Source organism: Streptomyces sp. NPDC101110, from assembly GCF_044759525.1.
In the GTDB taxonomy this organism is placed as follows: domain Bacteria; phylum Actinomycetota; class Actinomycetes; order Streptomycetales; family Streptomycetaceae; genus Streptomyces.
On the sequence record NZ_JBIVZM010000008.1, the window covers coordinates 193,180 to 214,151 of the forward strand.

Annotated in this window: 18 protein-coding genes and 1 pseudogene; 6 read left to right on the forward strand and 13 right to left on the reverse strand. The window is 71.7% G+C overall.

The window, feature by feature from the left end:
- Positions 1-63 precede the first annotated feature (63 nt).
- Positions 64-1,251, reverse strand: a complete 1,188-nt coding sequence (locus tag ACIQU3_RS20805; RefSeq protein WP_403731062.1) for a type III polyketide synthase — start codon at positions 1,249-1,251, stop codon at positions 64-66.
- Positions 1,252-1,776: 525 nt separating this feature from the next.
- Here ACIQU3_RS20805 and ACIQU3_RS20810 point away from each other — a divergent pair.
- On the forward strand, positions 1,777-3,753 hold the full coding sequence (locus ACIQU3_RS20810; RefSeq protein WP_403926970.1) for a glycosyltransferase: 1,977 nt from the start codon (positions 1,777-1,779) through the stop codon (positions 3,751-3,753).
- Positions 3,754-3,812: 59 nt separating this feature from the next.
- On the opposite strand, the gene ACIQU3_RS20815 is transcribed toward ACIQU3_RS20810, so the two are convergent.
- Positions 3,813-4,697, reverse strand: coding sequence for an NAD-dependent protein deacetylase (locus ACIQU3_RS20815; protein ID WP_403731068.1), 885 nt, complete (start codon positions 4,695-4,697; stop codon positions 3,813-3,815).
- A 314-nt stretch (positions 4,698-5,011) separates the two neighbouring features.
- Here ACIQU3_RS20815 and ACIQU3_RS20820 point away from each other — a divergent pair, with 314 nt between their 5' ends.
- Together ACIQU3_RS20820 and ACIQU3_RS20825 are read left to right on the forward strand one after the other, a co-directional pair.
- Complete coding sequence (locus ACIQU3_RS20820; protein ID WP_403926972.1) at positions 5,012-5,827, forward strand: alpha/beta fold hydrolase; 816 nt, start codon at positions 5,012-5,014, stop codon at positions 5,825-5,827.
- A gap of 125 nt (positions 5,828-5,952) precedes the next feature.
- Positions 5,953-6,231, forward strand: a complete 279-nt coding sequence (locus ACIQU3_RS20825; protein ID WP_403731075.1) for a GlsB/YeaQ/YmgE family stress response membrane protein — start codon at positions 5,953-5,955, stop codon at positions 6,229-6,231.
- A gap of 156 nt (positions 6,232-6,387) precedes the next feature.
- On the opposite strand, the gene ACIQU3_RS20830 is transcribed toward ACIQU3_RS20825, so the two are convergent.
- The 10 genes from ACIQU3_RS20830 to ACIQU3_RS20875 form a co-directional block, all read right to left on the reverse strand.
- On the reverse strand, positions 6,388-7,209 hold the full coding sequence (locus tag ACIQU3_RS20830; protein WP_403731078.1) for an endo alpha-1,4 polygalactosaminidase: 822 nt from the start codon (positions 7,207-7,209) through the stop codon (positions 6,388-6,390).
- On the reverse strand, positions 7,206-7,868 hold the full coding sequence (locus ACIQU3_RS20835; RefSeq protein ID WP_403926975.1) for a spherulation-specific family 4 protein: 663 nt from the start codon (positions 7,866-7,868) through the stop codon (positions 7,206-7,208). The genes ACIQU3_RS20830 and ACIQU3_RS20835 overlap by 4 nt, the downstream gene beginning before the upstream one ends.
- Positions 7,865-8,767 (reverse strand): NAD-dependent epimerase/dehydratase family protein, encoded by a 903-nt coding sequence (locus ACIQU3_RS20840; protein ID WP_403926976.1) that lies wholly within the window; start codon positions 8,765-8,767, stop codon positions 7,865-7,867. Before ACIQU3_RS20840 ends, ACIQU3_RS20835 begins: the two co-directional genes overlap by 4 nt.
- A 7-nt stretch (positions 8,768-8,774) precedes the next feature.
- Entirely contained in the window at positions 8,775-9,488 is a 714-nt protein-coding gene (locus tag ACIQU3_RS20845; RefSeq protein WP_403926979.1) for an NDP-sugar synthase, read from the reverse strand.
- 72 nt (positions 9,489-9,560) lie between these two features.
- Positions 9,561-10,562 carry a GDP-mannose 4,6-dehydratase gene (locus ACIQU3_RS20850; protein WP_403731091.1) on the reverse strand — a complete coding sequence of 334 codons (1,002 nt, stop codon included), beginning with the start codon at positions 10,560-10,562 and terminating at the stop codon, positions 9,561-9,563.
- Positions 10,563-10,610: 48 nt separating this feature from the next.
- Positions 10,611-12,029, reverse strand: coding sequence for a hypothetical protein (locus ACIQU3_RS20855; protein WP_403926982.1), 1,419 nt, complete (start codon positions 12,027-12,029; stop codon positions 10,611-10,613).
- Positions 12,026-13,543, reverse strand: a complete 1,518-nt coding sequence (gene pelF, locus ACIQU3_RS20860) for a GT4 family glycosyltransferase PelF (protein ID WP_403926985.1) — start codon at positions 13,541-13,543, stop codon at positions 12,026-12,028. Before pelF ends, ACIQU3_RS20855 begins: the two co-directional genes overlap by 4 nt.
- Positions 13,544-13,640: 97 nt before the next feature.
- On the reverse strand, positions 13,641-15,770 hold the full coding sequence (locus ACIQU3_RS20865) for a hypothetical protein (RefSeq protein WP_403926988.1): 2,130 nt from the start codon (positions 15,768-15,770) through the stop codon (positions 13,641-13,643).
- A 400-nt stretch (positions 15,771-16,170) separates the two neighbouring features.
- A complete protein-coding gene (locus ACIQU3_RS20870) occupies positions 16,171-16,680 on the reverse strand; it encodes a hypothetical protein (protein WP_403926991.1) in 510 nt (169 codons plus the stop codon).
- Positions 16,681-17,006: 326 nt separating this feature from the next.
- A complete protein-coding gene (locus ACIQU3_RS20875; RefSeq protein WP_403927130.1) occupies positions 17,007-17,495 on the reverse strand; it encodes a TetR/AcrR family transcriptional regulator in 489 nt (162 codons plus the stop codon).
- Between the two features lie 260 nt (positions 17,496-17,755).
- On the opposite strand from ACIQU3_RS20875, the gene msrA reads away from it, so the two are divergent.
- The 3 genes and pseudogenes from msrA (at position 17,756) to ACIQU3_RS20890 (ending at position 18,937) form a co-directional block, all read left to right on the forward strand.
- Complete coding sequence (gene msrA, locus ACIQU3_RS20880; protein WP_403926994.1) at positions 17,756-18,265, forward strand: peptide-methionine (S)-S-oxide reductase MsrA; 510 nt, start codon at positions 17,756-17,758, stop codon at positions 18,263-18,265.
- Positions 18,266-18,339: 74 nt separating this feature from the next.
- A pseudogene (locus ACIQU3_RS20885) lies at positions 18,340-18,633 on the forward strand (aldehyde dehydrogenase family protein); the annotation flags it as partial.
- A 112-nt stretch (positions 18,634-18,745) separates the two neighbouring features.
- Entirely contained in the window at positions 18,746-18,937 is a 192-nt protein-coding gene (locus ACIQU3_RS20890; RefSeq protein ID WP_403731111.1) for a hypothetical protein, read from the forward strand.
- A gap of 305 nt (positions 18,938-19,242) precedes the next feature.
- Here the strand turns inward: ACIQU3_RS20890 and ACIQU3_RS20895 are convergent, their stop codons facing one another.
- Entirely contained in the window at positions 19,243-20,877 is a 1,635-nt protein-coding gene (locus tag ACIQU3_RS20895) for an ABC-F family ATP-binding cassette domain-containing protein (protein ID WP_403926997.1), read from the reverse strand.
- Between the last annotated feature and the right edge of the window lie 95 nt (positions 20,878-20,972).

The following is a 20,972-nucleotide window of genomic DNA, read 5'->3' on the forward strand; positions in this document are numbered from 1 at the left end:
CCGTGGCCGGTCTCGTCCCCGGGCGGGAGTCGCCGCCCGGAGCCGACGGCACCCTCCGGCGTACTACAGCCACTGCCCTTCCAGAGCGGTGGCGGTGAGTCCCGGCGCCGCCGCGTACAGCACCGCGCGGTCGCCCGGCTTCTGCTGCCCCGCGTCGTGCGCCCGCCGCAGGATGTCGAAGACCGCCGCACCTCCGCGGTTGCCGCTGGTGTAGCTGTCCCGGCTGTAGTCCAGCAGCCCCGACGGCCACCCGTCGGGCATCGTCTGCTCCATGTACTCCAGCACGCGGGTGCCCCCGGGGTGCGCGAGCAGTACGTCCGGGTGCCAGGAGTCGGGGTGGTCCTGGTACCGGGTGCGCAGCCACTCCCACATCGCGGTGACCGTCTCCTGTACGGCGCGTGGCCCACGCCGGTCCATCACGAAGTGGGTTCCGTCCGCCCGTGTCTCCAGCCGGTGCAGGTCCTGGGTGCCGGGCAGGGTGTGGTGCCAGGCCGCGTCGAGACGCAGCACCGCCTCGGGCCGTGGGCGACCCGTGACGACCGCGGCGACCGCGGTGTCCGCGAACAGCAGCCGGACGATCAAGGACTCGAGCGTGTCGTCCCCGGGCTGGTAGGTGGTGCTCAGCGCCTCCGAGATGACGACCAGGACCACCCGGTCGGGGTCCGCTGCGACCAGGTCCGCCGCCAGCGCCAGGGAACGCGTCCCCGCGATGCACGCCCACTGGGTGGCCGGCAGCAGCATCACGTCGTTGCGCAGCGGCAGCCTGTTGGCGAGGGTCATGTCCAGGCCGGGCAGGGCCGGGGTCGTGGAGTGACTGGTGATCAGGCAGTCGACGTCGGCGGCATCCAGCCCGGCGGTCTGCAGGGCCCCGCGCGCCGCACGCTCACCGTAGGCCTGCACGGCGTCCCAGGCGGGTGCGGTGCGCTCCTGGACGGTCTGCGGCGCGGGTATGGACTCCAAGGCGGCGATCACGCGCTCCACGTCCCGAGGGGTGAACCCGTCGCGGGCCAAAGCCTCTTGGGCCGACTCGACGCCGAAAGCCCGCAGGCCGCCGCCCTCGCCCGGGGCGACCGCGGTTTCCAGCGGGAGCATCCAGCCGCGCGTGTCGATCCCCGTACTGGCCGCTATGCCGTCGATCCGCGGCGCCCATGCCGCATGCGGGTGCCGGTCGCTCACCTCCGCCACGATCTGGCTGGTCTTCACGGTGTGCTCGCCGTGTATCACGGCTGGCGGGCAGAGGTAAGCGGCCATGAGGGGGCACCTTCCGAGGGGATGCGGGGGAATGTCGAGAGTGCTGTGTCATGGGTCACTTCTGAACGTCGTGCCCAAGAGGATGTCGATAGGCCCCAGTTAAGAAGCGCTCATCCGTTTCGAGCATGGACGCCAAAAGGACATTTCCGCTGTGATGCAGACAACTTAGGCGGGTTTTCGAGGGTGTGACACGGCGCACACCGTTGTCTCCGAATGGCGCGCCACAGCACAGGAGTTGTCTGCCGTCCCGTCGAGGGTCCCGGCGAGATCCAGCCGGGAGGGCACGCGGCAGACGGGAGATGCGGGGGAGGGGGCGGGAAGGGCCTGACGCGCACCCGAACGGGTGGTTCCCGCACTCCGACAGCGTAGGAGGACGCCGCACGCAGCGCGGCGGAACCCGGTCGGGCCGGAAGCTCCGAGGTGAGGCCCGGCCATCTGCCCCTCCCTGCCGGAACGACCGCCTCCCTCGCCTCCGACCGCCTCACAGTCCGGGAGCCCACCTTGTCCCCTGCGAACCCTCCCCGCGTGAGCGTGATCATCCCCGCCTACAACTCCATGCCGGAACTGACGAGGTGCGTCACCTCCGTCATGGAACAGACGCTCGGCCCCGACGAGATCGAGATCATCGCCGTCGACGACGGCTCGACCGACGGCACAGGACCCGAACTCGACCGGCTCGCACGGGCCTGCTCCCGCATGCGTGTCGTCCACCAGCCCAACAGTGGAGGAGCCGGAGGCCCACGCAACACCGGCCTGGACCTGGCCGGCGGCGACTACGTCTTCTTCCTCGACTCCGACGACTACCTCGGCCCGGACGCCCTCCGCCGCATGGTCGCGATGGCGGACGAGAACCGCACGGACGTGGTCCTCGGCAAGATGGTGTCGGTCGGCGGACGAGCCGTGCCGACGGCCGTCTTCTCGCACAACCAGCCCCGCACGGACATCTTCTCCTCCGCCGCCTACCGCACCCTCGGCTGCTGGAAGCTGTTCAGGCGCTCGCTGATCGAACGCCTCGGCCTGCGGTTCCCGCCGTACCGCAACTGCGAGGACAAGCCGTTCACCGCCGCGGCCTACCTCAACGCCGACGGCATCTCCGTCGTCGCCGACTACGACTGCTACTACTCCCGCAACCGTCAGAACGGCAACAACCTCACCCTCACCGCCGCAGACCTCGTCCACCGCATGGACGGCACCCGGCTCTGCTTCGAAACGGTCGCCCGCTACCTGGACCCCGGTCCGCGCCGGGACCGGATCATGCGCCGGCATGTGGAGTGGGAGCTGTGCGGACCGCTTCGGGCGTTGCTGCCCCGCGAGAGCGAACGGCGGGCGAGGGAGCACTTCTACCCGCAGTTCCGGCAGTGGGCGCGGAGTTACGTCACCGATGGCCTCTTCCGGTCGCTCACCCCGCCGGACCGGCTGATCGTCCATCTGCTGCGCACGGACCGCTTCGAGGACCTCATGGCCGTGGCGCGGAACGCCAAGGAGGACGCGGCGCGTGGCAACGTCGTGGACAAGGGCCGCGTCTACTGGTCCCACCCCTTCTTCCGCGACCCGGCGAAGGCGGTCCCGGACGCCTGCTTCGATGTCACGGACCACATCCCGGTCCATCACGAACTGGCGGAGGTGGCCTGGACGGGCGACGGCGACGTGCTCCGGCTCACCGGACACGCCCGCATCGAGTCCCTCGGCCCGCTCCAGCCCACGACCCGCCTGGTCCTGCGCCCGAACGGATTCCGGCACCCGGACATCCACGTGCCGGCGACCGTCGGCACCGCCCGGCACCCCGGCGACGACCCGGCGGCCGGGTTCACCGTCGACGTGGACCTGCGCACCGTGGACGCGGGGGCGCCGCTCGGCGACGGCCTGTGGGACGTCCACCTCGACGTACGGGCCCAAGGAGCCAGCCGAACCGTCAGGCTGCGGAACACCACGACGGACACGGACGGCCGACGGCCGACACCGCCGCAGCGACAGCTGACCCGCGGCGTCCGGCCGGGGGAGGAACCCGCCACCGTCCGCCCCTCCTTCACCGCCCACGGCCATTTCTCCCTGGACGTCCGGCGCCCCGGCGCCGGTGCGGCGTCTCCCGTGACGGAAGTCGCCTGGGACGCCTCCCGACGCGCCACCCTCGTCGTCAGCGGCCAACTGACCGACGAAGCCGCAGGCCCCCGGCCCACCACACTGCGCGCCGCAGCGGACCGGGGCACGGTGCGAGAGGTGCCCCTGCTGTACGCACAGGACGACAGCCGCTCCTTCACCGGCCGCATGCCGGTCCGGAAGCTGCGGCCGGGGCGGTGGACGCTGACGCTCCGCACGGACGCCCCGGGGTGTCACCTCCCCGTCCCGGCCCCGCAGGAGCTGCCCGGCACCCGCTGGCTCCGCGCCTCCCGGCTCGGCCGCCCCTACTACGCCAAGCCGCTGCGCAACGGCCGACAGGGAGCCTTGATGCTGCGCGTGGCGCCCATCAGGCTGGTGGCGGCCGTCCGGCGCCGGCTCGGCTGACACCGGACGGCCGCGCGGTCACCCGACCGAGGGCACGGCGCGAGGCCGCGGTCTCCCGCTCAGTCGAGGGGAAGACCCAACTGCAGTGCGACGGTACTCAGGGCCGAGCCCAACGGGAGAGCGACCCTGGTGAGGGCGTGCCGGTCGCCCCGGGTCTGATCCCTGTTGACGATCAGCACCGGCTTCCCGGCCTGGGCCGCCTGGCGGACGAAGCGGAGTCCGGACATCACGGTCAGGGAGGAGCCCAGCACCAGCAGGGAGGTCGCGGCACGCACCAACGTGCGGCAGTGTTCCACCCGCTGGGGCGGAACGGTCTCACCGAAGAACACGACGTCCGGTTTGAGGACGCCGCCGCATGCCGTGCAGGGAACCACACGGAAGCCGGCGACCTGGTCGTCCGTCAGGTCGGCGTCTCCGTCGGGGTTGATTCCGGCGGCCACGGGCGCGAACCCGGGGTTGGCCTCCTCCAGCCGCTCGGCCAGTTCGCTGCGCGGGCCGAAGGCGCCGCAGGAGAGACAGACGACCCGGGCCAGGGATCCGTGGAGTTCCACGACGTCCTCGCTGCCGGCGGCCTGGTGCAGACCGTCGACGTTCTGGGTGACGACACCCGAGAGCAGGCCGTGCCGTTCGAAGGCCGCCACGGCCCTGTGCCCGGCATTGGGGCGGGCCCGGCCGAAGGTGCGCCAGCCGAGGTGGCTGCGGGCCCAGTACCGGCGCCGCGCCTGGGCGGCGGCGGTGAAGTCCTGGTAGGTCATCGGCGTGTGCCGGCTCAGGCTCCCGCCCTCGCCCCGGTAGTCGGGGATGCCCGACTCCGTGGAGATACCCGCTCCGCTGAGCACCAGCACTCCACCGGCACGCAGCGCATCCGTGACCGGCTCCAGGTCCGTGCTCCCGGGCGGCAGGTCACCGGCAGGGGTCCAGCTCAGGGTGGGACGCATGCGCATGTCGCCAGGGTACGGAACGGCGGCCCGGCGGAGCTTTCACCTTCATTCCATTGCAACGAAGTAGGTAGGTCATTGCGTTAAGCGGCAAGGCTGTTGCAATGATTGGACGTCTCCGGTCTGCGGTGATGCAAATAGTGCGTGCGAATCGTGTTGCCACATAAGTGAATGCAACGTAGCTTTTCCATCGTTGGAAACAGTGCGAGGCGCGAAGCGAAGAAGAGCATGACGCGGAAGCGCGACGCCCCGCCCGCAGCCTCTGGCGGCGCGCCGATCTCCGGCAGCCAGCAGCACGCTCACACGAACAGGAGCAGGACATGCCCGAGAACAACACGACCCCGCACGCCGGACGTTGGACCGGCATGGTGCCGGTCGAGGACACGGCCCTGGCCGTCACCGACACCGGCGGCCCGGGCACCCCCGTGGTCTACCTCAACGGCCAGTTCGCCACCCAGGGATACTGGCGGCGGACCCTCGCCGAACTGGGTCCGCAATGGCGGCACATCACCTACGACGAACGGGCTCGCGGCAAGTCGAGGCGTTCGGCGGACTACTCCTTCGCGGCGGCCGTCCGGGACGTCGACGCCGTCCTCGCGGCCAGGGGTGTGGACCGGGCCGTGGTGGTCGGCTGGTCCTACGGGGCGGTCGTCGCGGCGCACTGGGCCGCCCGGAACCCCCGTCGCACCGTGGGCGCGATCCTGGTCGACGGCGCCTTCCCCCACGACTGGCTCGACGACGCCATGGAGCAGCGGATCCGCAAGCTCTTCCGGCGGCTGTCCTGGGTGATGCCGCTGCTGCGCCCGACGGGCCTCGCCCCGCGGATGACCGCCGAGGAGCAGGCGAACAGCAACATCGAGCTCGGCAGGCTCTCCCGCGAGCGCGAGTTGGGACCCGTGCTCGACCGCATCGACGTCCCGGTGCGGTACGTCGTCGCTTCGGGGGCGTCGTTCGGAAGCCGCGGCGACGAGCAGGAGCGGATTCGGGCGAGCCTGGAAGCGGTTACGGCTCGCCGTGCCGACATCCGCAGCGTGAAGGTCGACAGCAACCACGGCGCGATCCTGAGGAAGGACTACCCCGCCATCGCCGACGCCGTACGCGAGGTGGCCGACCTCGACCGTTCCGGCTCTCACTGAGCTCCCGCGAACCCCTCGTGCCCCAGGGCGGACAGACCCGATATCAGATGGAGACGTTTGGGAGGGCGGGATCGGCACACCCGATGTCTTAACAGAATCCTTATACGAGGAAGCGGAGACGCACCATGGGCATCATCGCGTGGATCATCATCGGCCTTCTCGCGGGCGCCATCGCCAAGGCCCTGATGCCGGGCAAGGACCCCGGCGGCATCATCATCACCATGCTCATCGGTATCGTCGGCGGTCTGCTCGGCGGCTGGCTCGGCAAGGTCATCTTCGGCGTGGACTCCATCGACGGGTTCTTCGACCTCTCCACGTGGATCGCCGCGGTCGTCGGCTCCCTCATCCTGCTCGCCCTCTACCGCCTCGTCACGGGGAGCCGGCACTCCCACCGTCACGCATGATCCGTTGACGGCGAACACCTGAAAAACACACCTGGACGGCTCCTCCCCTCCACACGAGGGAGGAGCCGTCAGGTTGTTCCGAGTCGCCGGCCGACCCGTTCCGGAGGCCCGCGCGCAGACAGCAGGGTTCGGCACAGCCTTGATCGTGCGACACGCTCAGCAGGGGCTCCGCCACACCCCGAGCTCCGGCTCCTTCCGCATCGACGACAGGCCAAGGCGGCGGGACTCGGCGCAGAAGGCGCTCCGTGGCTCCGCGTACTCCACGTGGAACACCGCCTTGCCCGCCGCGATGAACGGCGAGAGCTCGCCGCACTCGTCGTACTGGGCGCACTCCTCGTTGACCGCGAAGTCGAAGTCGCGCACGAGCCGGGGGATCTGCGGAAGGTCGTTCTTCAGCCCGACCGACAACCCTCGCTCATGGGCGATGTCCGCGATCATGCGGTTGTAGCGGAGCTGATCGTGTGCGGTGAGGGGAAAGCCGGTGTCGTTGCCGTAGCCCTCCACCAGGTCGGGTTCCACGGCGTCGAAGCCCTTGTCGCGGCACATGTCGAAACGGCGCTCCATGATCGGTCGCAGCACCGTCAGCTGCCGGATGTCCAGCCAGCGTTCACCCGACCACCCGTTGGGCTCGCCGAGCACGGCATGCGGGAAGGCGCCCCGGTCCGGCCGGAAGTTCTCCCACGCCCCCACATTGATGTAACAGATGACCTTCCTCCCCGCGCGGTGCAGCCGGGCCACGTCCGCCGCGGAGTTCTCGAAGCCGTCGATGTCGTAGACGGGCACGTCGGCCGACCCGTCGACCCTCCCGTCGAGCTGCCACTGCCAGGCGAGGCCCGGACGGGGCTTCCACACGGCCCGGGACGGCGACGCCGTTCCGTGTCCGCCGTCGGGACGTCCGGCACCGCCGGAGCAGCCCGTCAGCGCGGCGGCCGTCAGCGCCGTCAGCAGGGCCGCGCAGGTCACCGCCCGCCCGCTCATCGACTCGCTCCCATGAGGGCGGGTGTCAACTCGGCCCACGGATTGGGTGGTTCGCCCGTCACGGGGCCGCACACCGCCGCCCCCCGGTCGTGCGCGGTCCGCACGGCGAGGGGCACGAGGGCCTCGGGCACGCCGTAGACGAGGTGGCACAGCCGCTCGGGCGGGTGCCGCGCGGTCCACGCCGGCCGGCTGAAGGCGGCGACGTACGTCGACCAGTGGCCCTCGAAGGTCACGGTCAGGTCGGCGAGGCGGGCGTAGCCCGGCGCCGGATGGACGCCGGGGTTGAGGACGATCGTCCCCGCACCCAGCCTGCGTACCGCGCGCACCAGCCTGCGGCAGGCCGGCAGTCCCTCCCGGGTCGCCGTCACCCGGTCCAGGAAACAGCCGTCCGCCGCATACCACTCCTGGTGCCGGCGCACGTCCTCGGCGATGTCCTCGGGCGCACGCACCCCGTAGTCGGTGTCGACGTAGCCCAGCAGACGCGCACCCGCGGCCCGCAGCGCCCCCGCCGCCGCGGTGAACGCCGGGTCGGGCACCTCGCCCGGCCCGCTCGCCGGGTTGAGGACGACACCGTAGGTGCGGGTGGCGGCGGTGATCAGCCGGTGCCAGGCACCGGGGTCCTCGGCCGGATGGACGTACAGCGGGATCAGCAGGCTCACGGCGTGCGGCCGCCTTCCCACAGTGCGGTCAGCGCGTCGTCGAGACAGTGAGCCGGACGCCAGCCCAGGGCCCGCTCGGCCGCGGCGATGTCGGAACACTGCCACGACACCTGCGCGGAACGGGCCGAGCCCGCCGCACGCGCCGTGCTCTCCTCGATCCGGCCCCGGAAACCGGCGAGCGCGGCCAGGCCCCGCACCAGATCGCGCACCGGGACGGCAGCGCCCCCGCCGATGTTGAGGACGGGCGGCAACGGCCCCGGGGCGGTAGCCGCGAGGACCACCGCCCGCGCCACATCGCGTACGTCGACGAAGTCGCGGTGAGCGGACAGATCGCCGAGCCGCAGCACCGCCTCCGGGCCCGAACCGGTCTCGCGCAGCAGCGCGGCGATCCGGCCGGGCAGCCCGGTGGGCGGAGCTCCGGGCCCCACCGGATTGCCCACCCGCAGCACCAGCGCGTCCAGACCGGAGCTGGTCACCGCGACCGTCCCCGCGAGCTTGGTCGCACCGTAAGGACCGACCGGGCACGTGGGAGCCGACTCCGCCACCGGGGTGCCAGGCGTGCCCGGGCCGTACTCGGCGGCCGAGCCCAGGTGCACCAGGCGGGCCGCGGGTGCCGCCTCGCGCAGGGCGGCGCACAGCACGGCGGGCCCACGGGTGTTGACCTCGGCGAGGGTGACGGCGTCACCACCGGTCGCGCCCGCACAGTTGACGACGGTGTCGGGCGCGGCGGACGCGAGGGCCTTCACCAGCCGCTCCGGGCGGACACGGGCGAGGTCGACGTCGAGGTCGGCGGCCGGTGACCGGCCGCCGCCGAGAATCTGCGCGCCCGGCAGGGCGCGCAGCCGCTCGACCACGTGAGCTCCGAGATAGCCGGTGAAGCCCAGGACGAGAATGCGCATGACGTGCTCAGGCTCCCTTGAGCAGAAGCGACTTGCGGGTGGTGAACTCGGCGTTGGCCCGGTCGTAGTCGTCCGGGCGGCCGATGTCCAGCCAGTAGCCGTCGAAGTCGTAGGCGTGCGGCTGGTTGTCGGCCTTGAGCAGGTCCAGCACCAGCTCGTCGAAGCCGAGGGGGAGTCCGGGCGTGTAGCCGTCCAGGGTGGCGCGGGACAGGCCGTAGACGCCCATGGAGACGCGGTAGTCCATGCTCGGCTTCTCGGTGAACGCGACAACCTTGCTGGAGTTGGTCGTCAGCACACCGAAGTCGATGTGCACCTTGCGGGCGTACGTCGCGATCGTCAGCGGCGCTCCGGACGCGCGGTGCCGGTGCAGGACGTCGGCGTAGTCGAGGTCGGTGAGGACGTCGCCGTTCATCACCAGGAACGTCTCGGGCAGACGGTCGCGCAGGTTGAGCAGCGGGCCCATGGTGCCCAGCGGGCTCTCCTCGGTGGCGTAGTCGACGGCCAGGCCCCACTGCGAGCCGTCGCCGACATAGGCACGGATGATCTCCCCGAGGTGGCCGATGGCGATGGTGCAGCTGGTGAAACCGGCCGTGGACAGCTGGCGCAGCACGATCTCCAGGATGGCGTGCTGGTCACCGATGGGCACGAGCGGCTTGGGCAGCGCGGTGGTGTACGGCCGCAGCCGGACGCCCTTGCCTCCCGCCAGGATCACTGCGTGCATGGGAGTCCTCCTTCGTGAACGCTTCATGGACGTGCGCGGTGCGCGGACGTGACGGACGAGATCCGCTGCGTGTCAGATGTTGTAGATGCCGGTCTTGTACCGGGCGAGGTTGGCCGGGTCGCGGAAGAACTCCACGGTGGCCGCGAGGCCCTCCTCCAGGGAGTGCGCGGGCTGCCAGCCGGTGGCCGCGCCGAGCCGGCTCGCGTCGGCGACCAGCCGCATCACCTCGGAGTTGGCGGGGCGGATGCGGGCGGTGTCCTCGCGCACGTCGAGGGCGCTGTCCATCACCTTGCCGATGAGTGCGACCAGATCGCCGACCGAGATCTCCCCGCCGGTTCCGGCGTTGAAGGTCCGGCCCACGACCCGCTCGGCGGGCGCGGTGCCGACGGCGAGGAAGGCCTGCGCGGTGTCCTTGACGAAGGTGAAGTCCCGGGTGGGCCGCAGATCGCCGAGGGTGATCGTGCGTTCTCCCGCGGCGACCTGCCCGATGACGGTGGGGATGACCGCGCGCATCGACTGGCGCGGCCCGAAGGTGTTGAAGGGACGCAGCGTCACGACTGGGGTGTCGAAACTGGCGTGGTAACTGTCCGCCAGCCGGTCCCCGCCCGCCTTCGAAGCGGCGTACGGGGACTGCGTGTTGATGGGATGGTCCTCGGTGATGGGCACGGTCTGCGCGGTGCCGTACGTCTCGCTCGTGGAGGTGTGCACCAGCCGGGGCGTGCCGAGGGCGCGCACCGCCTCCAGCACGTTGAGGGTGCCGGTGACGTTGGTGTCCACGTAGCTGTGCGGGGCCTGGTAGGAGTACGGGATCGCGATGAGGGCCGCCAGGTGGTAGGCGGTGTCGGCGCCCTCCAGGAGACCGCGGACCGAGCCCGGGTCCCGGACGTCGCCGAGGACGATCTCCACCTGGTCCAGGACGTCCGGGTGCAGGGTCTCCAACCAGCCGTAGGAGGAGAAGGAGTTGTACTGGGCCATGGCCCGCACCCGGTGTCCGGAGGCGACCAGCGCCTCGGTGAGGTGCGAGCCGATGAAGCCCTCGGCTCCGGTGACGGCGGCGAGCGGTGCGGAGGTCAACGGGGTTGTCCCTTCGATGAGGTGAGAGGTGCGGGCCAGGAGCGGGGCTCAGGCGTGCGGTGCGGGCCGCCCGAGCAGCCACAGCACGCACGCCGACAGACACAGGGCGGCGGCGCCGCAGCCGGCCGGCAGGGCCAGGGCGGCGCCCGGTGGCAGCCCGAACAGGACGACCGCTCCGGCGGCACCGGCCGCCGCCAGGCAGATCCCTGCCGACGACCAGGCCGCCCCGAACGCCTGGAGCAGCAATGCGGTCCACAGGGCGGCCGCGAGCAGCAGCAGGGCGGCCGGGTCGGCCCCGGTGAGCAGGGCCGCGGGCAGCAGCGGTGCGAGGTAGGCGAGCAGGCAGAAGCCGAGGACGCCGGCCGAGCGCAGCAGGAACCCGGCGGGCGTCGCGGTGGCGCGCAGCGCGGCCACCGACAGCCCGCGGTAGCGGTACAGCAGCCACTCCGCCGGCCCCATGCTCAGCGTCAGCACGATCACCGCGTAGGGCTCCTCCCGCCCCTCCAGCAGCACCAGCACCCCCGCGGCCAGCCCGAACAGGCCGTACGGCAGGGAGCACAGCAGCCGCGGCCGGGCCGCGCCGGCCACGGCCGGGACGGCGAGGGCGCCCCTCAAAACCCAGCCGGTGACGCCGAGCGTGCCGAGCAACGCCAGCAGGGGCAGCCCGGCCCGGACCAGAGGGCCCGGCTCCCACCACGGAAGGACCGCCGCCCCGGCGAGCAGGGGGCTGAGCGCGGCCAGCAGCAGCCGTTCGCGGCCCAGCACCAGCAGGACACCGGCGGCCGCCAGGTACGCGGACTGCGCGGCGGCCACCAGGGTCACCGGCCCGCCGTCGGCGGGCAGCGCGGCCACCGCCGTGGCGACCGCCGCGCCCACGGGGGCACCGGCCAGGAGGGTACGGCCGGCCTCCCGCCGTCCGGTCGCCATCCGCAGGTGCGCGCGGTGACCGAGAGCCTGCCCCCACGCCCAGGAGACGAGTCCGGCCACGACGAGGGCGGCGGCATGTCCACCGGCGTCCCACAGCGGTGCGGTCAGCAGGTAGGCGAGCCCCGGCAGGGCGAACAGCACGCCCCGCAGCAGACAGCGCACGGTGTCGGGGCGCCAGGGGTCGGCCGCCGGCGCAGGTTCCGGGAAGGTCCGCGGCACCCGCTCGTACAGGGCGGAGGCGAGGGAGAACAGGTTCGGGTGACCGTACCGCTCGTTGATCACGGAGGCGGACAGCCCCTCGGCCTCCAGCAGCGCGGCCACCTCGTAGGGGTGGACGGCCGGTCCTACGCGGTCGGCGAGTTCGGCGGCGAGTTCACTGACGGCCTCGTCGTCGGGGCCGCGCCGGGGCAGCCGCATCGCGAGTGTGGTGTCGTCGAGGGCCCAGCGCGGCCGCCGACGGGGCGGGCGGGCGCCGGCCAGCCGGATGGCCAGCGTGTCCTGTTCCGCGCCCCCGGGTTCGAGGGATATCGGCCCGCTCACAGGGCGAGGCTTCCGGTGCCGTGGACGGCCGGGGCCGACATCCTCACCGAGGGCATGACCGTCAACTCCTGTTCCGGGTGGGCCAGTTCCCCATAGATGGATCGAAACGTGTCAATGGTCTGCCGGAGGGTGAACTGCTCGATGACCCGCAGCCGGGCCGCCTCGCCCATCGCCCCGCGCCGCCCGGCGTCGCCCAGCAGTTCCAGCGCGGCCGCGGCCATGGCCTCCGGATCGCGCGGAGGCACCACGAGCCCGGCGTCTCCGACGGCCTCGCGCACTCCGCCCACATCGGTGGAGACGGTCGCCCGGCCGCAGGACATGGCCTCGATCAGGGTGAAGGGGAAGCCTTCGCTGATGCTGGAGAGCATCACGACGTTCCCGGCGGCGTAGGCGTCCTTGATGTCGTCGACGCGCCCCTCGAAGGTGACGGCGTCGGCGTGTCCGAGCTCGGCGGCCAGTGCTTCGCAGCGCTCACGGTAGGCCTCTCCGCCCCGAGGTGTGCCGCCGAACAACCGCAGCCGCGCGTGCGGGCTTTCGGCACGGACCAGGGCGAAGGCCCGGATGAGGGTCTCCAGGTCCTTGATGGGGTCGACGCGGCCCGCCCAGCTGAGAGTGGGGGCCTCCGGCTCCGGCCCGGCCGCCGGGAACGCGGCGGGGTCGACGCCGTTGTAGACCGTGCGGATCGACTCCGGGTCGGCGCCGCCCTCCTCCTCCCACAGCCGGTTGTAGCGGTTGCCCGGGGTGATCAGCGCGGCCCGGCGGTAGCTCTCCTGCGCGAGCAGCCGGAAGAACCCGAGGATCACGGCCTTCACCGGCCAGCGGTAGGGGGCCGTGCGGTAGCCGAGGTAGCGCTCCCGCAGGTAGACCCCGTGCTCGGTCAGCAGCAGCGGAACGCCGTGGCGTTCCAGGGCCGCGAGGCCGGGCAGGACGGCTACCCCGCCGCTGACCGCGTGCGCGACCCCGCGCTCGGGGACCGGGGCGGCCAGCGGGCGCAGGGCGTGCTCCAGCAGGGCGGTCGCGGTGAGCGCGTCGTGCAGCGTCGGCTGTGCCTCGCGCACGGCGAGACCGGGGCGGTTCCACACCGCGGTGAGGATGGCGATCGCCCGGTCAGCGCGCAGGAAGGGGCTCAGTGTCCCCGCCGAGGCGGCCCGTGCCAGGGCGTACAGGGCGGGCGCGAACTGGTCCTCGGCGTGCGGGTCGAGCAGCGCGGCCAGGAACCGTTCGTAGGCGGCGGCGAGTTGGTTGCGGGCCCGGCCCCGCGGCGCGCGTCCCTCGGGCGGGGCTCCCCACATGGGGACGGACCGCACGCCGGAGACATGCGCGGGCAGGTCCCATACGACCGGCTCACGCCCGGTGCCGGTGACGGCGATGACGTCGAAGGCGAGGTCGGGCATGCCTTGGACGAGCTGGTCGCACCAGACGCTGACGCCGCCGTGGCTGTGCGGGTAGGTGCCTTCGGTGAGCAGGGTGACGCGCGTCGCTCCGGTACGTCGCGCGCCCTGGGGAACGGGCATCGATGTGCTCCACGGCCGAGGAGTGGGGTGGTTCGGGCCGGTCCTGGCCGCTGCGGAGCGGCCGGGACCGTCGGTCGGACTGCGGTGGATGCGCCGTTCAGCCGGCTGTGGTGTGACCCACGGGGTCGGTGACACCCGCGGGGAGCCGGGTGCGCGGTGCGGTGCCGGTGGCCGGGGCGGGCCCGGCCCCGGCGTCGAGGGCCGGTGCCGCCGCGGTCGTCGGCAGGGTGAGGGCGAGGGGCGTACCCGTGGAGGGCGTCCAGCCGGACACGGCACCGGCGTACGCCTCGCCGAACGCGGTGCCGGCGAGGGTGGTGCCGGTGGGCAGGGTCGCGGTGACCGCCAGCCCGTTCGGCGCGTCGACGGTCACCGTGTCGCCGATGCGGTAGGCGGTGACCTGCCCGGCCCGCAGGGCGGCCTGCCAGTCGGCCCGGCGCCGGAGCTCGACGCCGATGTCCTTCATCCGCGGGTTCACCACGGGTGTGTCCTCGGCGAACAACGCCTCGTAGCCGTCCAGGACGCCGTTGAGCACGGGGTAGGCGATGCGGTCCTCGGCCAGGTTCGACTGGTGGATGAAATGCGGCTTGGGGTCGTTGGCCAGGACGTGCCCGAGGGCGATCCGCGTCTCCAGCGGGACGATGTGCTCGGCGTAGCCGGTGGCGGGGTTCAGCGGCGCCGGCAGACAGGTGGTGGTGGCCGGGTTGTCCTCGCAGATGCCGCTGCCGCCCTGGGCGCGGCCGGTGTAGATCCAGTTGTACTCGTCGACCTGCTCGGCCGCCCGGCCGGCGTTGTAGAAGACGTTCATCGGGTAGCGGGGCACGGTCGTGGCCGGACCGACCCGGCGCTGGTCGGGCTCACGGGAGTTGTCGGAGCCGAGCCAGGCGACGTCGTTGTCGTCGAGGGCGAGCGCGAGGTTGGGGTTGTCCTCGGGCTGCTGCGGCAGCACCTTCATGCCCGAGTGTTCGCCGGTCACCAACTCGTCGTTCACCAGGGGAAGTCCGGCTCTCTCGCCCCAGACCCGGTTGGTGGCGATCTCGTCGGAGATGTCGTTGCGGCTCATCCACCGGGTGCTGCCGCCGGCGTCGGTCGCGCACTTCCAGGGCACGACCGTGGTGTCCTGCACGCAGCCGAGGAAGGGATGCGAGTAGGTGTGGTTGATCCACCGGAACTCGCCCCGCCGCGCGATCAGCCGGTCGGCGAGCGGGTCGGCGCCGTTGTGGTCCTCGCGGTGGTCGGCGCTGCCGGCGCCGTTGTAGGCGAAGTCGAGGGTGAACTTCCTGCCGTTCTGCCACTCGACGGCGTGGTCGACGTCGGCGGCCGTCATCCGGATCGGGTCGGGCGTCGCGGCGGGGTCTTCGCAGTCGACGTCGCCGGGTGTGCAGTTGAGCTGGCTGTTCCAGCGGTCGTCGGCGGCGAACACGTCGTCCACGTGGACGGAGAAGTAGTTCCGTGCGGCGCCCAGGTGCACCCCGCCGGTCATCCACTCCACGATGCCGCGGGCCAGGAGCCGGAACTGCTGCTGGTACTGGTTGTAGACGAAGGTGACGACCAGCTCGCGCCGCCCGTCGTGCCGGTACTCGCCCACCAGTGTGCCCTTGGCGGCCTGCCCGGGGATCGCCGCCTCCACGTACGGGGTGAAGTCGGCCCCCGCCAGCGGCTTGGACAGGTAGGCGTAGCTCTCACCGACGGCGGGGTCGTTGTCCTCGAAGGGGACCGAGCCGTCGAGGTAGCCGAAGGACCCCGACTTGCCGGCGGCGGTCACCTCCGCCCGCTTGCCGTCGATGCTGCCGGAGTAGCCCCCGTGGACGGGGTACTGCAGTCCGGCCTCGGGACGCGCGTAGGTGTAGGCGTCGACCTGCGGCACGTCGTACGTCCGCTCGTACGCCGTGAGGGCCTCCATCTCGGCTGAACCGGCCGGGAACGGGTTGTCGTTGGGCAGCACGATCGCCTGGAACTTGGCGCGCGGCCTGCCGTCGACGGTGTCCGCGAGGAAGTCGGCGTCGATCACCCGCCGGCCGGCCTGCGTGAGGTCGATCCGCGTGTACGGCGTTCCGGCCGCGGCCAGTTCGGCGGCTATGGCGTCGGTCGACGGGCCGCCGTCGCTCACCACCAGCACCCGCAGGTCGACGCGGGGCGTGGAGTCGGCGTGTGCCGTGCCGGCCGGCAGGCCGAGGGCGGCGATGAGCGCACCCACCGTGAGCACGGTGGTGCGAAAGGTCCGCTTCATGCGGTGAGGTCCCCTCCCCGGGCAGGGGTGAGCACGGCTCCCGTGGAGCGGACGCACCCCCTTGCGTGCCGCCGGCGTCCCCCTCAGAAGCCAGTTCGTCACGCATCCGTTCGGGTCACATAGTGATGTCTGTGTGGAGATTTCGCGGTCATGTTGCGGAACATGACGGAAAAGCGCAGGTGTCCAACAGGGCGGTTCCGAAAGCGAAACGAGCCGTTCCGTGCCGCCGGGTCGGGGCGGGCCCGGTGGGCGCCGGGGCCCGGCGTGCTGGTCCGGGCCCTGCGCGGCGTACCGGCGGGCCTGGTGGGCCCGCCGGTCGGATTGCCAGTGGTCCAGACCGGAGCCGATACCCGGACGGCGAAACTTTCAGGTCACGGCCGTCGGCTCCGCGGACGGGGCGTCAGGAGCAGAGCACGCGTGTGACAGGCGTGTAGACCGGCCCGCCGCTGACGTTCGTGGAGTCGCTGAACTCGGCGTAGAAGTAGGAGTAGAAGCCGATGTTGCCGTTGCAGCCGGAGTCGGCGGCGACGTCCAGGGTCAGGGTGACCGTGCGGCTCTGACCGGGCGGGATGGTGGTGCCGTAGTTGCCGCCGAGGTTGGCCGGGCCGGTCCCGGTGCAGGGAGCGGCGCCGTTCGCCGTGGTGAGACTGCACCCGGAGAAGTGGTACTTCAGGTCGGGGCGCTGCGTGGTCAGCCACGTCGGTTCGATGGTCTGGTACACGAACCAGACGTCGTAGGTGTTGTTGTTGGTGAGGGTCATCGACAGCTTGACCGAACCGCCCGGGGTGGTGGTGGCGCTGTCGGTGGTGAAGGTCAGCTCCGCCGGTGCCGGCGCCGCACTCGCGGTGGGCGCCAGGCCGAACACGGCGAGAGCGAGGGCGAGGACGGCGCCGAGACCGAAACGTCTCATCTGGGGTGATCGCATGGCCAGGGAGGCTAGGCAGCGGCCGGGCGCAGCGTCTGCCCCGCGGTCCGGGCGCGGCTCCGCACTCGGCTGGAAGTGTTCATGACGTGAGGGAGCCATGTTGAAAATATGAAGGAGTGACGGAGGTCGTGTTTGCCCAGGCAGCCTGTGCCGGTCCGGGGCTGCTGTGCGGGGCGGGCGCTGCCGGGCCCTTTCCCGGCGCGAGAAGATGACATTGGCGCATATCGGGCCCGTCCTCCCGCTGTCGCTCCCGCGCTCACCCCGGGATTCCCGGCCACCCGCCGGTTTCCGGCCTGCCCGCCACCGGCGGGTCAGGACGCCCCGAGGCCGCGCAGCAGCGTGTCGACGACGACGTCCGCCGCCTGTGCGGGGCTCAGGTCGGGCATCTGCCGGGACATCAGGTGCATGAGCTGGGGCAGTAGTGCGCTCGCCCATCCCGGGGGGAGGTCCGGGCGCAGGAGCCCCTCGCTCGTGGCGCGTTCGAGGAAGGCGTCGACTTCCCGGACGCAGGCGTCCTGGCGGGCGCGGACGCCGTCGTCGGCGAGCATGCGGGCGAGGTCGACCGGCCAGGTGCGGTTCACGGCGATGATGTTCTCGACGTAGCGGTGCAGGGCGACGGCGATCGGGGCCTCGCGCAGCCGGGCGTCGGCGATGGCGTGCTCGATGGCCGTGAGGCGGGACGCGTGGATCGCGGTCAGGAGGTCCTCGCGGGAGGCGAAGCGCCGGTAGACGGTGCGCCGGTCCACCCCCGCCTCGGCCGCGATGTTCGCGATGCTCGCGCCCGGGTCGGCGGCGAGCATGCGCGCTCCCGTGGCCAGGACGGCTTCCAGGTTGCGGGCGGCGTCGGCTCTCACCGCACCGAGTCTAACGGCGCCTCGTGCAACCTGAGGCGACTCGTGACTCACTGATGCGACTGTAGGTGGCTCAAGCGTCTCATGAATGTAGCGGATCACCAGGGTGCATCGCTGGGTGGCCCGGCCGTGGCAGCCCTGCCCGTCACCTGTCAAGATGGTGACTACAGTCGAGTGCGGACGGATACGGGCAGGAAAGGTGATGCGCCATGAGTGACGTCGAGGAGAGGGCGCTGCTGGCGGGCGGCTGCTTCTGGGGCATGCAGGAGTTGATCCGATCGCTCCCCGGAGTGATCCGTACCCGGGTCGGCTACAGCGGCGACAACGACAAGCCCCGTCCCACCTACCGTGACCACGGCAGGCATGCGGAGTCGATCGAGATCGTGTTCGATCCGACCGCCACCGACTACCGCGCGATCCTGGAGTACTTCTTCCAGATCCACGACCCGACGACCCGGGACCGGCAGGGCAACGACATCGGCGCGAGCTATCGCTCCGCCATCTTCTACCTCGACGAAGAGCAGCAGCGCGTCGCTCTCGACACCATCACCGACGTCGAGGCATCCGGTCTGTGGCCGGGTCCGGTGGTGACCGAGGTCGTACCCGCAGGCGCGTTCTGGGAGGCGGAGCCGGAGCACCAGGACTACCTCCAGCGCTATCCGGAGGGCTACACCTGCCACTTCCCGCGCCCGAACTGGCGGCTGCCCAGGCGCGGTTAGTTCTGTACGCCGGCGTGGCCGGGAAGGGCGTCGCCCTTCCCGGCCATTCGTCGTTCATGGCACCTGCGTGCGGCACCATGCGCATCGCGCGGGAGGAGATCTTCGGTCCGGTGCTGGCCGTCATCGCCTACGACGACGATGGCGACGCCGTCCGCATCGCCAACGACTCCGAGTACGGACTCCCCGGCGGTGTCTGGTCCGCTGACGAGGCCCACGCCCTGGCGGTCGCCCGCCGCATCCGCACCGGCACCGTCACGGTCAACGGCGCCCCACTCGGCTTCGACGGCCCCTTCGGCGGCTCCAAGGCCAGTGGCATCGGGCGCGAGTACGGCGCGGTGGGCCTCGGCACCTACACCGAGTTCAAGACACCGTCTGACTCGCTCGGAGAAGTCATCGTCACCGTCTTGACTGGTGACGCAGAAGGGTGCAGGCTGATGCTCGTCCAAGGTGACAGCGTGATGCGCGAAGGGGAGACCGGTCATGGGCGAGGATCTGACGACGGACGCCGCCGCAGTGGCACGACGGGCGCGTTACGGAAGGCTTCCCGAGCGCATCCGCTTCGCAGACATGGCCGAAGAGGTGGAGGCCAGGCCGGGCGGCGGCGCGCAGGACTACGATCCCGAGGGCTCGTGGAAGTTCTACTCCTGCCTCGCACTCGACCTGGGTCTGTAGGCCCGGCCCGCTCAGGGCTTCAGGCGATCGGCACCCCTCACGCGGAATGCGTCACCGCCTCAGCCGGTGAACCTGCGCGGAACTCGCCCGTCTCCAGGGTCCAGCAGGTGCGGAGGGCGGGCCACCAGCAGGGCCAGGGCCAGACGCCGTCGCCGACCCACCGAGAGCGCCTCGACGGGCTTGCCGAGGTCTGCTTCGGCATGCCGGGGCACAGGTGTCCGTCCACTGGTGATCGGGATCGGTGATCGGTGATGGGCCCGCCGGGCGCGCGGCCGCGGGCGCGCGCCCTTGTACGTGTCGACGGCTCACACCTCGGGGGCTCCCGCCTCCGTGAGCGTGCCGTCCGCCAGGCGCAGTTTGCGGTCCACCCCGATCTCGGCGAGGAACCTCTCGTCGTGACTGATCACCAGCACGGCGCCCTGGTAGGCGTTGAGCGCGCTCTCCAGCCGGCCGACACTGACCAGATCGAGATTGTTGGTCGGTTCGTCGAGCAGCAGCAGATGGGGAGCCGGGTCGGCGCACAGGACGCAGGCGAGCGTGGCGCGCAGCCGTTCACCACCGGAGAGGACCCCCGTGGGCAGATGTGCGCGGGCGCCCCGGAAGAGGAAACGGGCCAGCAGGTTCATGCGCTCCGCCTCCGGCCGCTCCGGAGCGAAGCCGGCGAGGTTCTCGGCCACGGTGCGGTCCGGGTCCAGCAGGTCCAGTCGCTGCGAGAGGTAGGCGACACGGCCGTCGCTGTGCCGCACATGCCCACTCGTCAGCGCGAGTTCACCGGTGATCAGGCGCATCAGTGTGGTCTTCCCCGCGCCGTTCGGCCCGGTCAGCGCGATGCGCTCGGGCCCCCGGACGGTCAGATCGACACCGCCCTCCGCGAAGACCTGCCGGCCACCGAGCCGTACCTGCATCCCCTCGCCCAGGAAGAGGGTACGGCCGGCGGGCACCTGGGTGCCGGGCAGGTCGAGGGCGAGTCGTGGCTCCTCGCGCACGGCGCGCCCGGCCTCGTCGAGCCGGGCCCTGGCCTCGCTCACCCGGGCCGAGTGCATCTGTCCGGCCCGTCCGGCGGACTCCTGCGCACCCCGCTTCATGGTGCCGGCGAAGATGCGCGGCAGGCCGGCGTTCTTGAGGTTGCGCGCGGCGTTGCCCGCACGTCGCTCGGCTCGTTCGCGGGCCTGCTGCATCTCGCGCTTCTCCCGCTTCAGCTCCTGCTCGGCACTGCGGACGTTCTTCTCGGCGACCTCCCGCTCATTGCGCACGGCCTCCTCGTACGCGGAGAAGTCGCCGCCGTACAAGCGCAGTTCGCCGCTGCCGAGCTCGGCGATGCGTTCCATGCGGTCGAGCAGCTCGCGGTCGTGGCTGACCAGCAGCAGACAACCGGTGAAGTCCGACAGCACGTCGTAGAGCTGGTGCCGGGCCTCCAGGTCGAGGTTGTTGGTCGGTTCGTCGAGCAGCAGTACGTCGGGACGCTTGAGCAACTGGGCGGCGAGACCGAGCGAGACGATCTGCCCGCCGCTGAGGGTGCTCAGGCTGCGGTCCAGGGCGAGACCCGCCAGGCCGAGCCGGTCGAGCTGGGCGCGGGTGCGCTCCTCGATGTCCCAGTCGTCGCCGATGGTGGTGAAGTGCTCCTCGCTGACGTCCCCGGACTCGACGGCGTCCAGGGCGCGGATCACAGCGGCGACGCCGAGGACCTCGGCGACGGTGAGCCCGCCGGTCAGGGGGAGGTGCTGGGGGAGGTGGCCCAGTGTCCCCTGGACCGTCAACGAGCCGGTACGGGGCGTGAGTTCACCGGCGATCAGCTTGAGCAGAGTGCTCTTGCCGGCACCGTTCGGGGCGACCAGGCCGGTACGGCCGGTCGTGAGGCTGAAGGACAGGTCACTGAAGAGCGGGGTGTCGTCGGGCCAGGCGAAGGACAGATTGGAGCACACGACGGCGGCGTCGGACATGGAGATGACCTCGCGAGAACTGCGGGCAGAGAGAGCTCTGCCCTGGGCAGGCGTGGGAAAAGGGGGTACGACGAACCGGCCACATCGGTGGCGCT

Coding starts and splice junctions, on each gene's coding strand:
- ACIQU3_RS20840 (WP_403926976.1), bottom strand. CDS start 8,767: ATGCGCATTCTCGTCCTGGGCTTCACCGGCTATCTCGGAGCTCACGTG.
- ACIQU3_RS20820 (WP_403926972.1), top strand. CDS start 5,012: ATGCCCGAGAACAACACGACCCCGCACGCCGGACGTTGGACCGGCATG.
- ACIQU3_RS20875 (WP_403927130.1), bottom strand. CDS start 17,495: ATGCTCGCCGCCGACCCGGGCGCGAGCATCGCGAACATCGCGGCCGAG.
- ACIQU3_RS20805 (WP_403731062.1), bottom strand. CDS start 1,251: ATGGCCGCTTACCTCTGCCCGCCAGCCGTGATACACGGCGAGCACACC.
- ACIQU3_RS20895 (WP_403926997.1), bottom strand. CDS start 20,877: ATGTCCGACGCCGCCGTCGTGTGCTCCAATCTGTCCTTCGCCTGGCCC.
- ACIQU3_RS20825 (WP_403731075.1), top strand. CDS start 5,953: ATGGGCATCATCGCGTGGATCATCATCGGCCTTCTCGCGGGCGCCATC.
- ACIQU3_RS20870 (WP_403926991.1), bottom strand. CDS start 16,680: ATGAGACGTTTCGGTCTCGGCGCCGTCCTCGCCCTCGCTCTCGCCGTG.
- ACIQU3_RS20845 (WP_403926979.1), bottom strand. CDS start 9,488: ATGCACGCAGTGATCCTGGCGGGAGGCAAGGGCGTCCGGCTGCGGCCG.
- pelF (WP_403926985.1), bottom strand. CDS start 13,543: ATGCCCGTTCCCCAGGGCGCGCGACGTACCGGAGCGACGCGCGTCACC.
- ACIQU3_RS20830 (WP_403731078.1), bottom strand. CDS start 7,209: ATGAGCGGGCGGGCGGTGACCTGCGCGGCCCTGCTGACGGCGCTGACG.
- ACIQU3_RS20890 (WP_403731111.1), top strand. CDS start 18,746: ATGGGCGAGGATCTGACGACGGACGCCGCCGCAGTGGCACGACGGGCG.
- ACIQU3_RS20815 (WP_403731068.1), bottom strand. CDS start 4,697: ATGCGCATGCGTCCCACCCTGAGCTGGACCCCTGCCGGTGACCTGCCG.
- msrA (WP_403926994.1), top strand. CDS start 17,756: ATGAGTGACGTCGAGGAGAGGGCGCTGCTGGCGGGCGGCTGCTTCTGG.
- ACIQU3_RS20865 (WP_403926988.1), bottom strand. CDS start 15,770: ATGAAGCGGACCTTTCGCACCACCGTGCTCACGGTGGGTGCGCTCATC.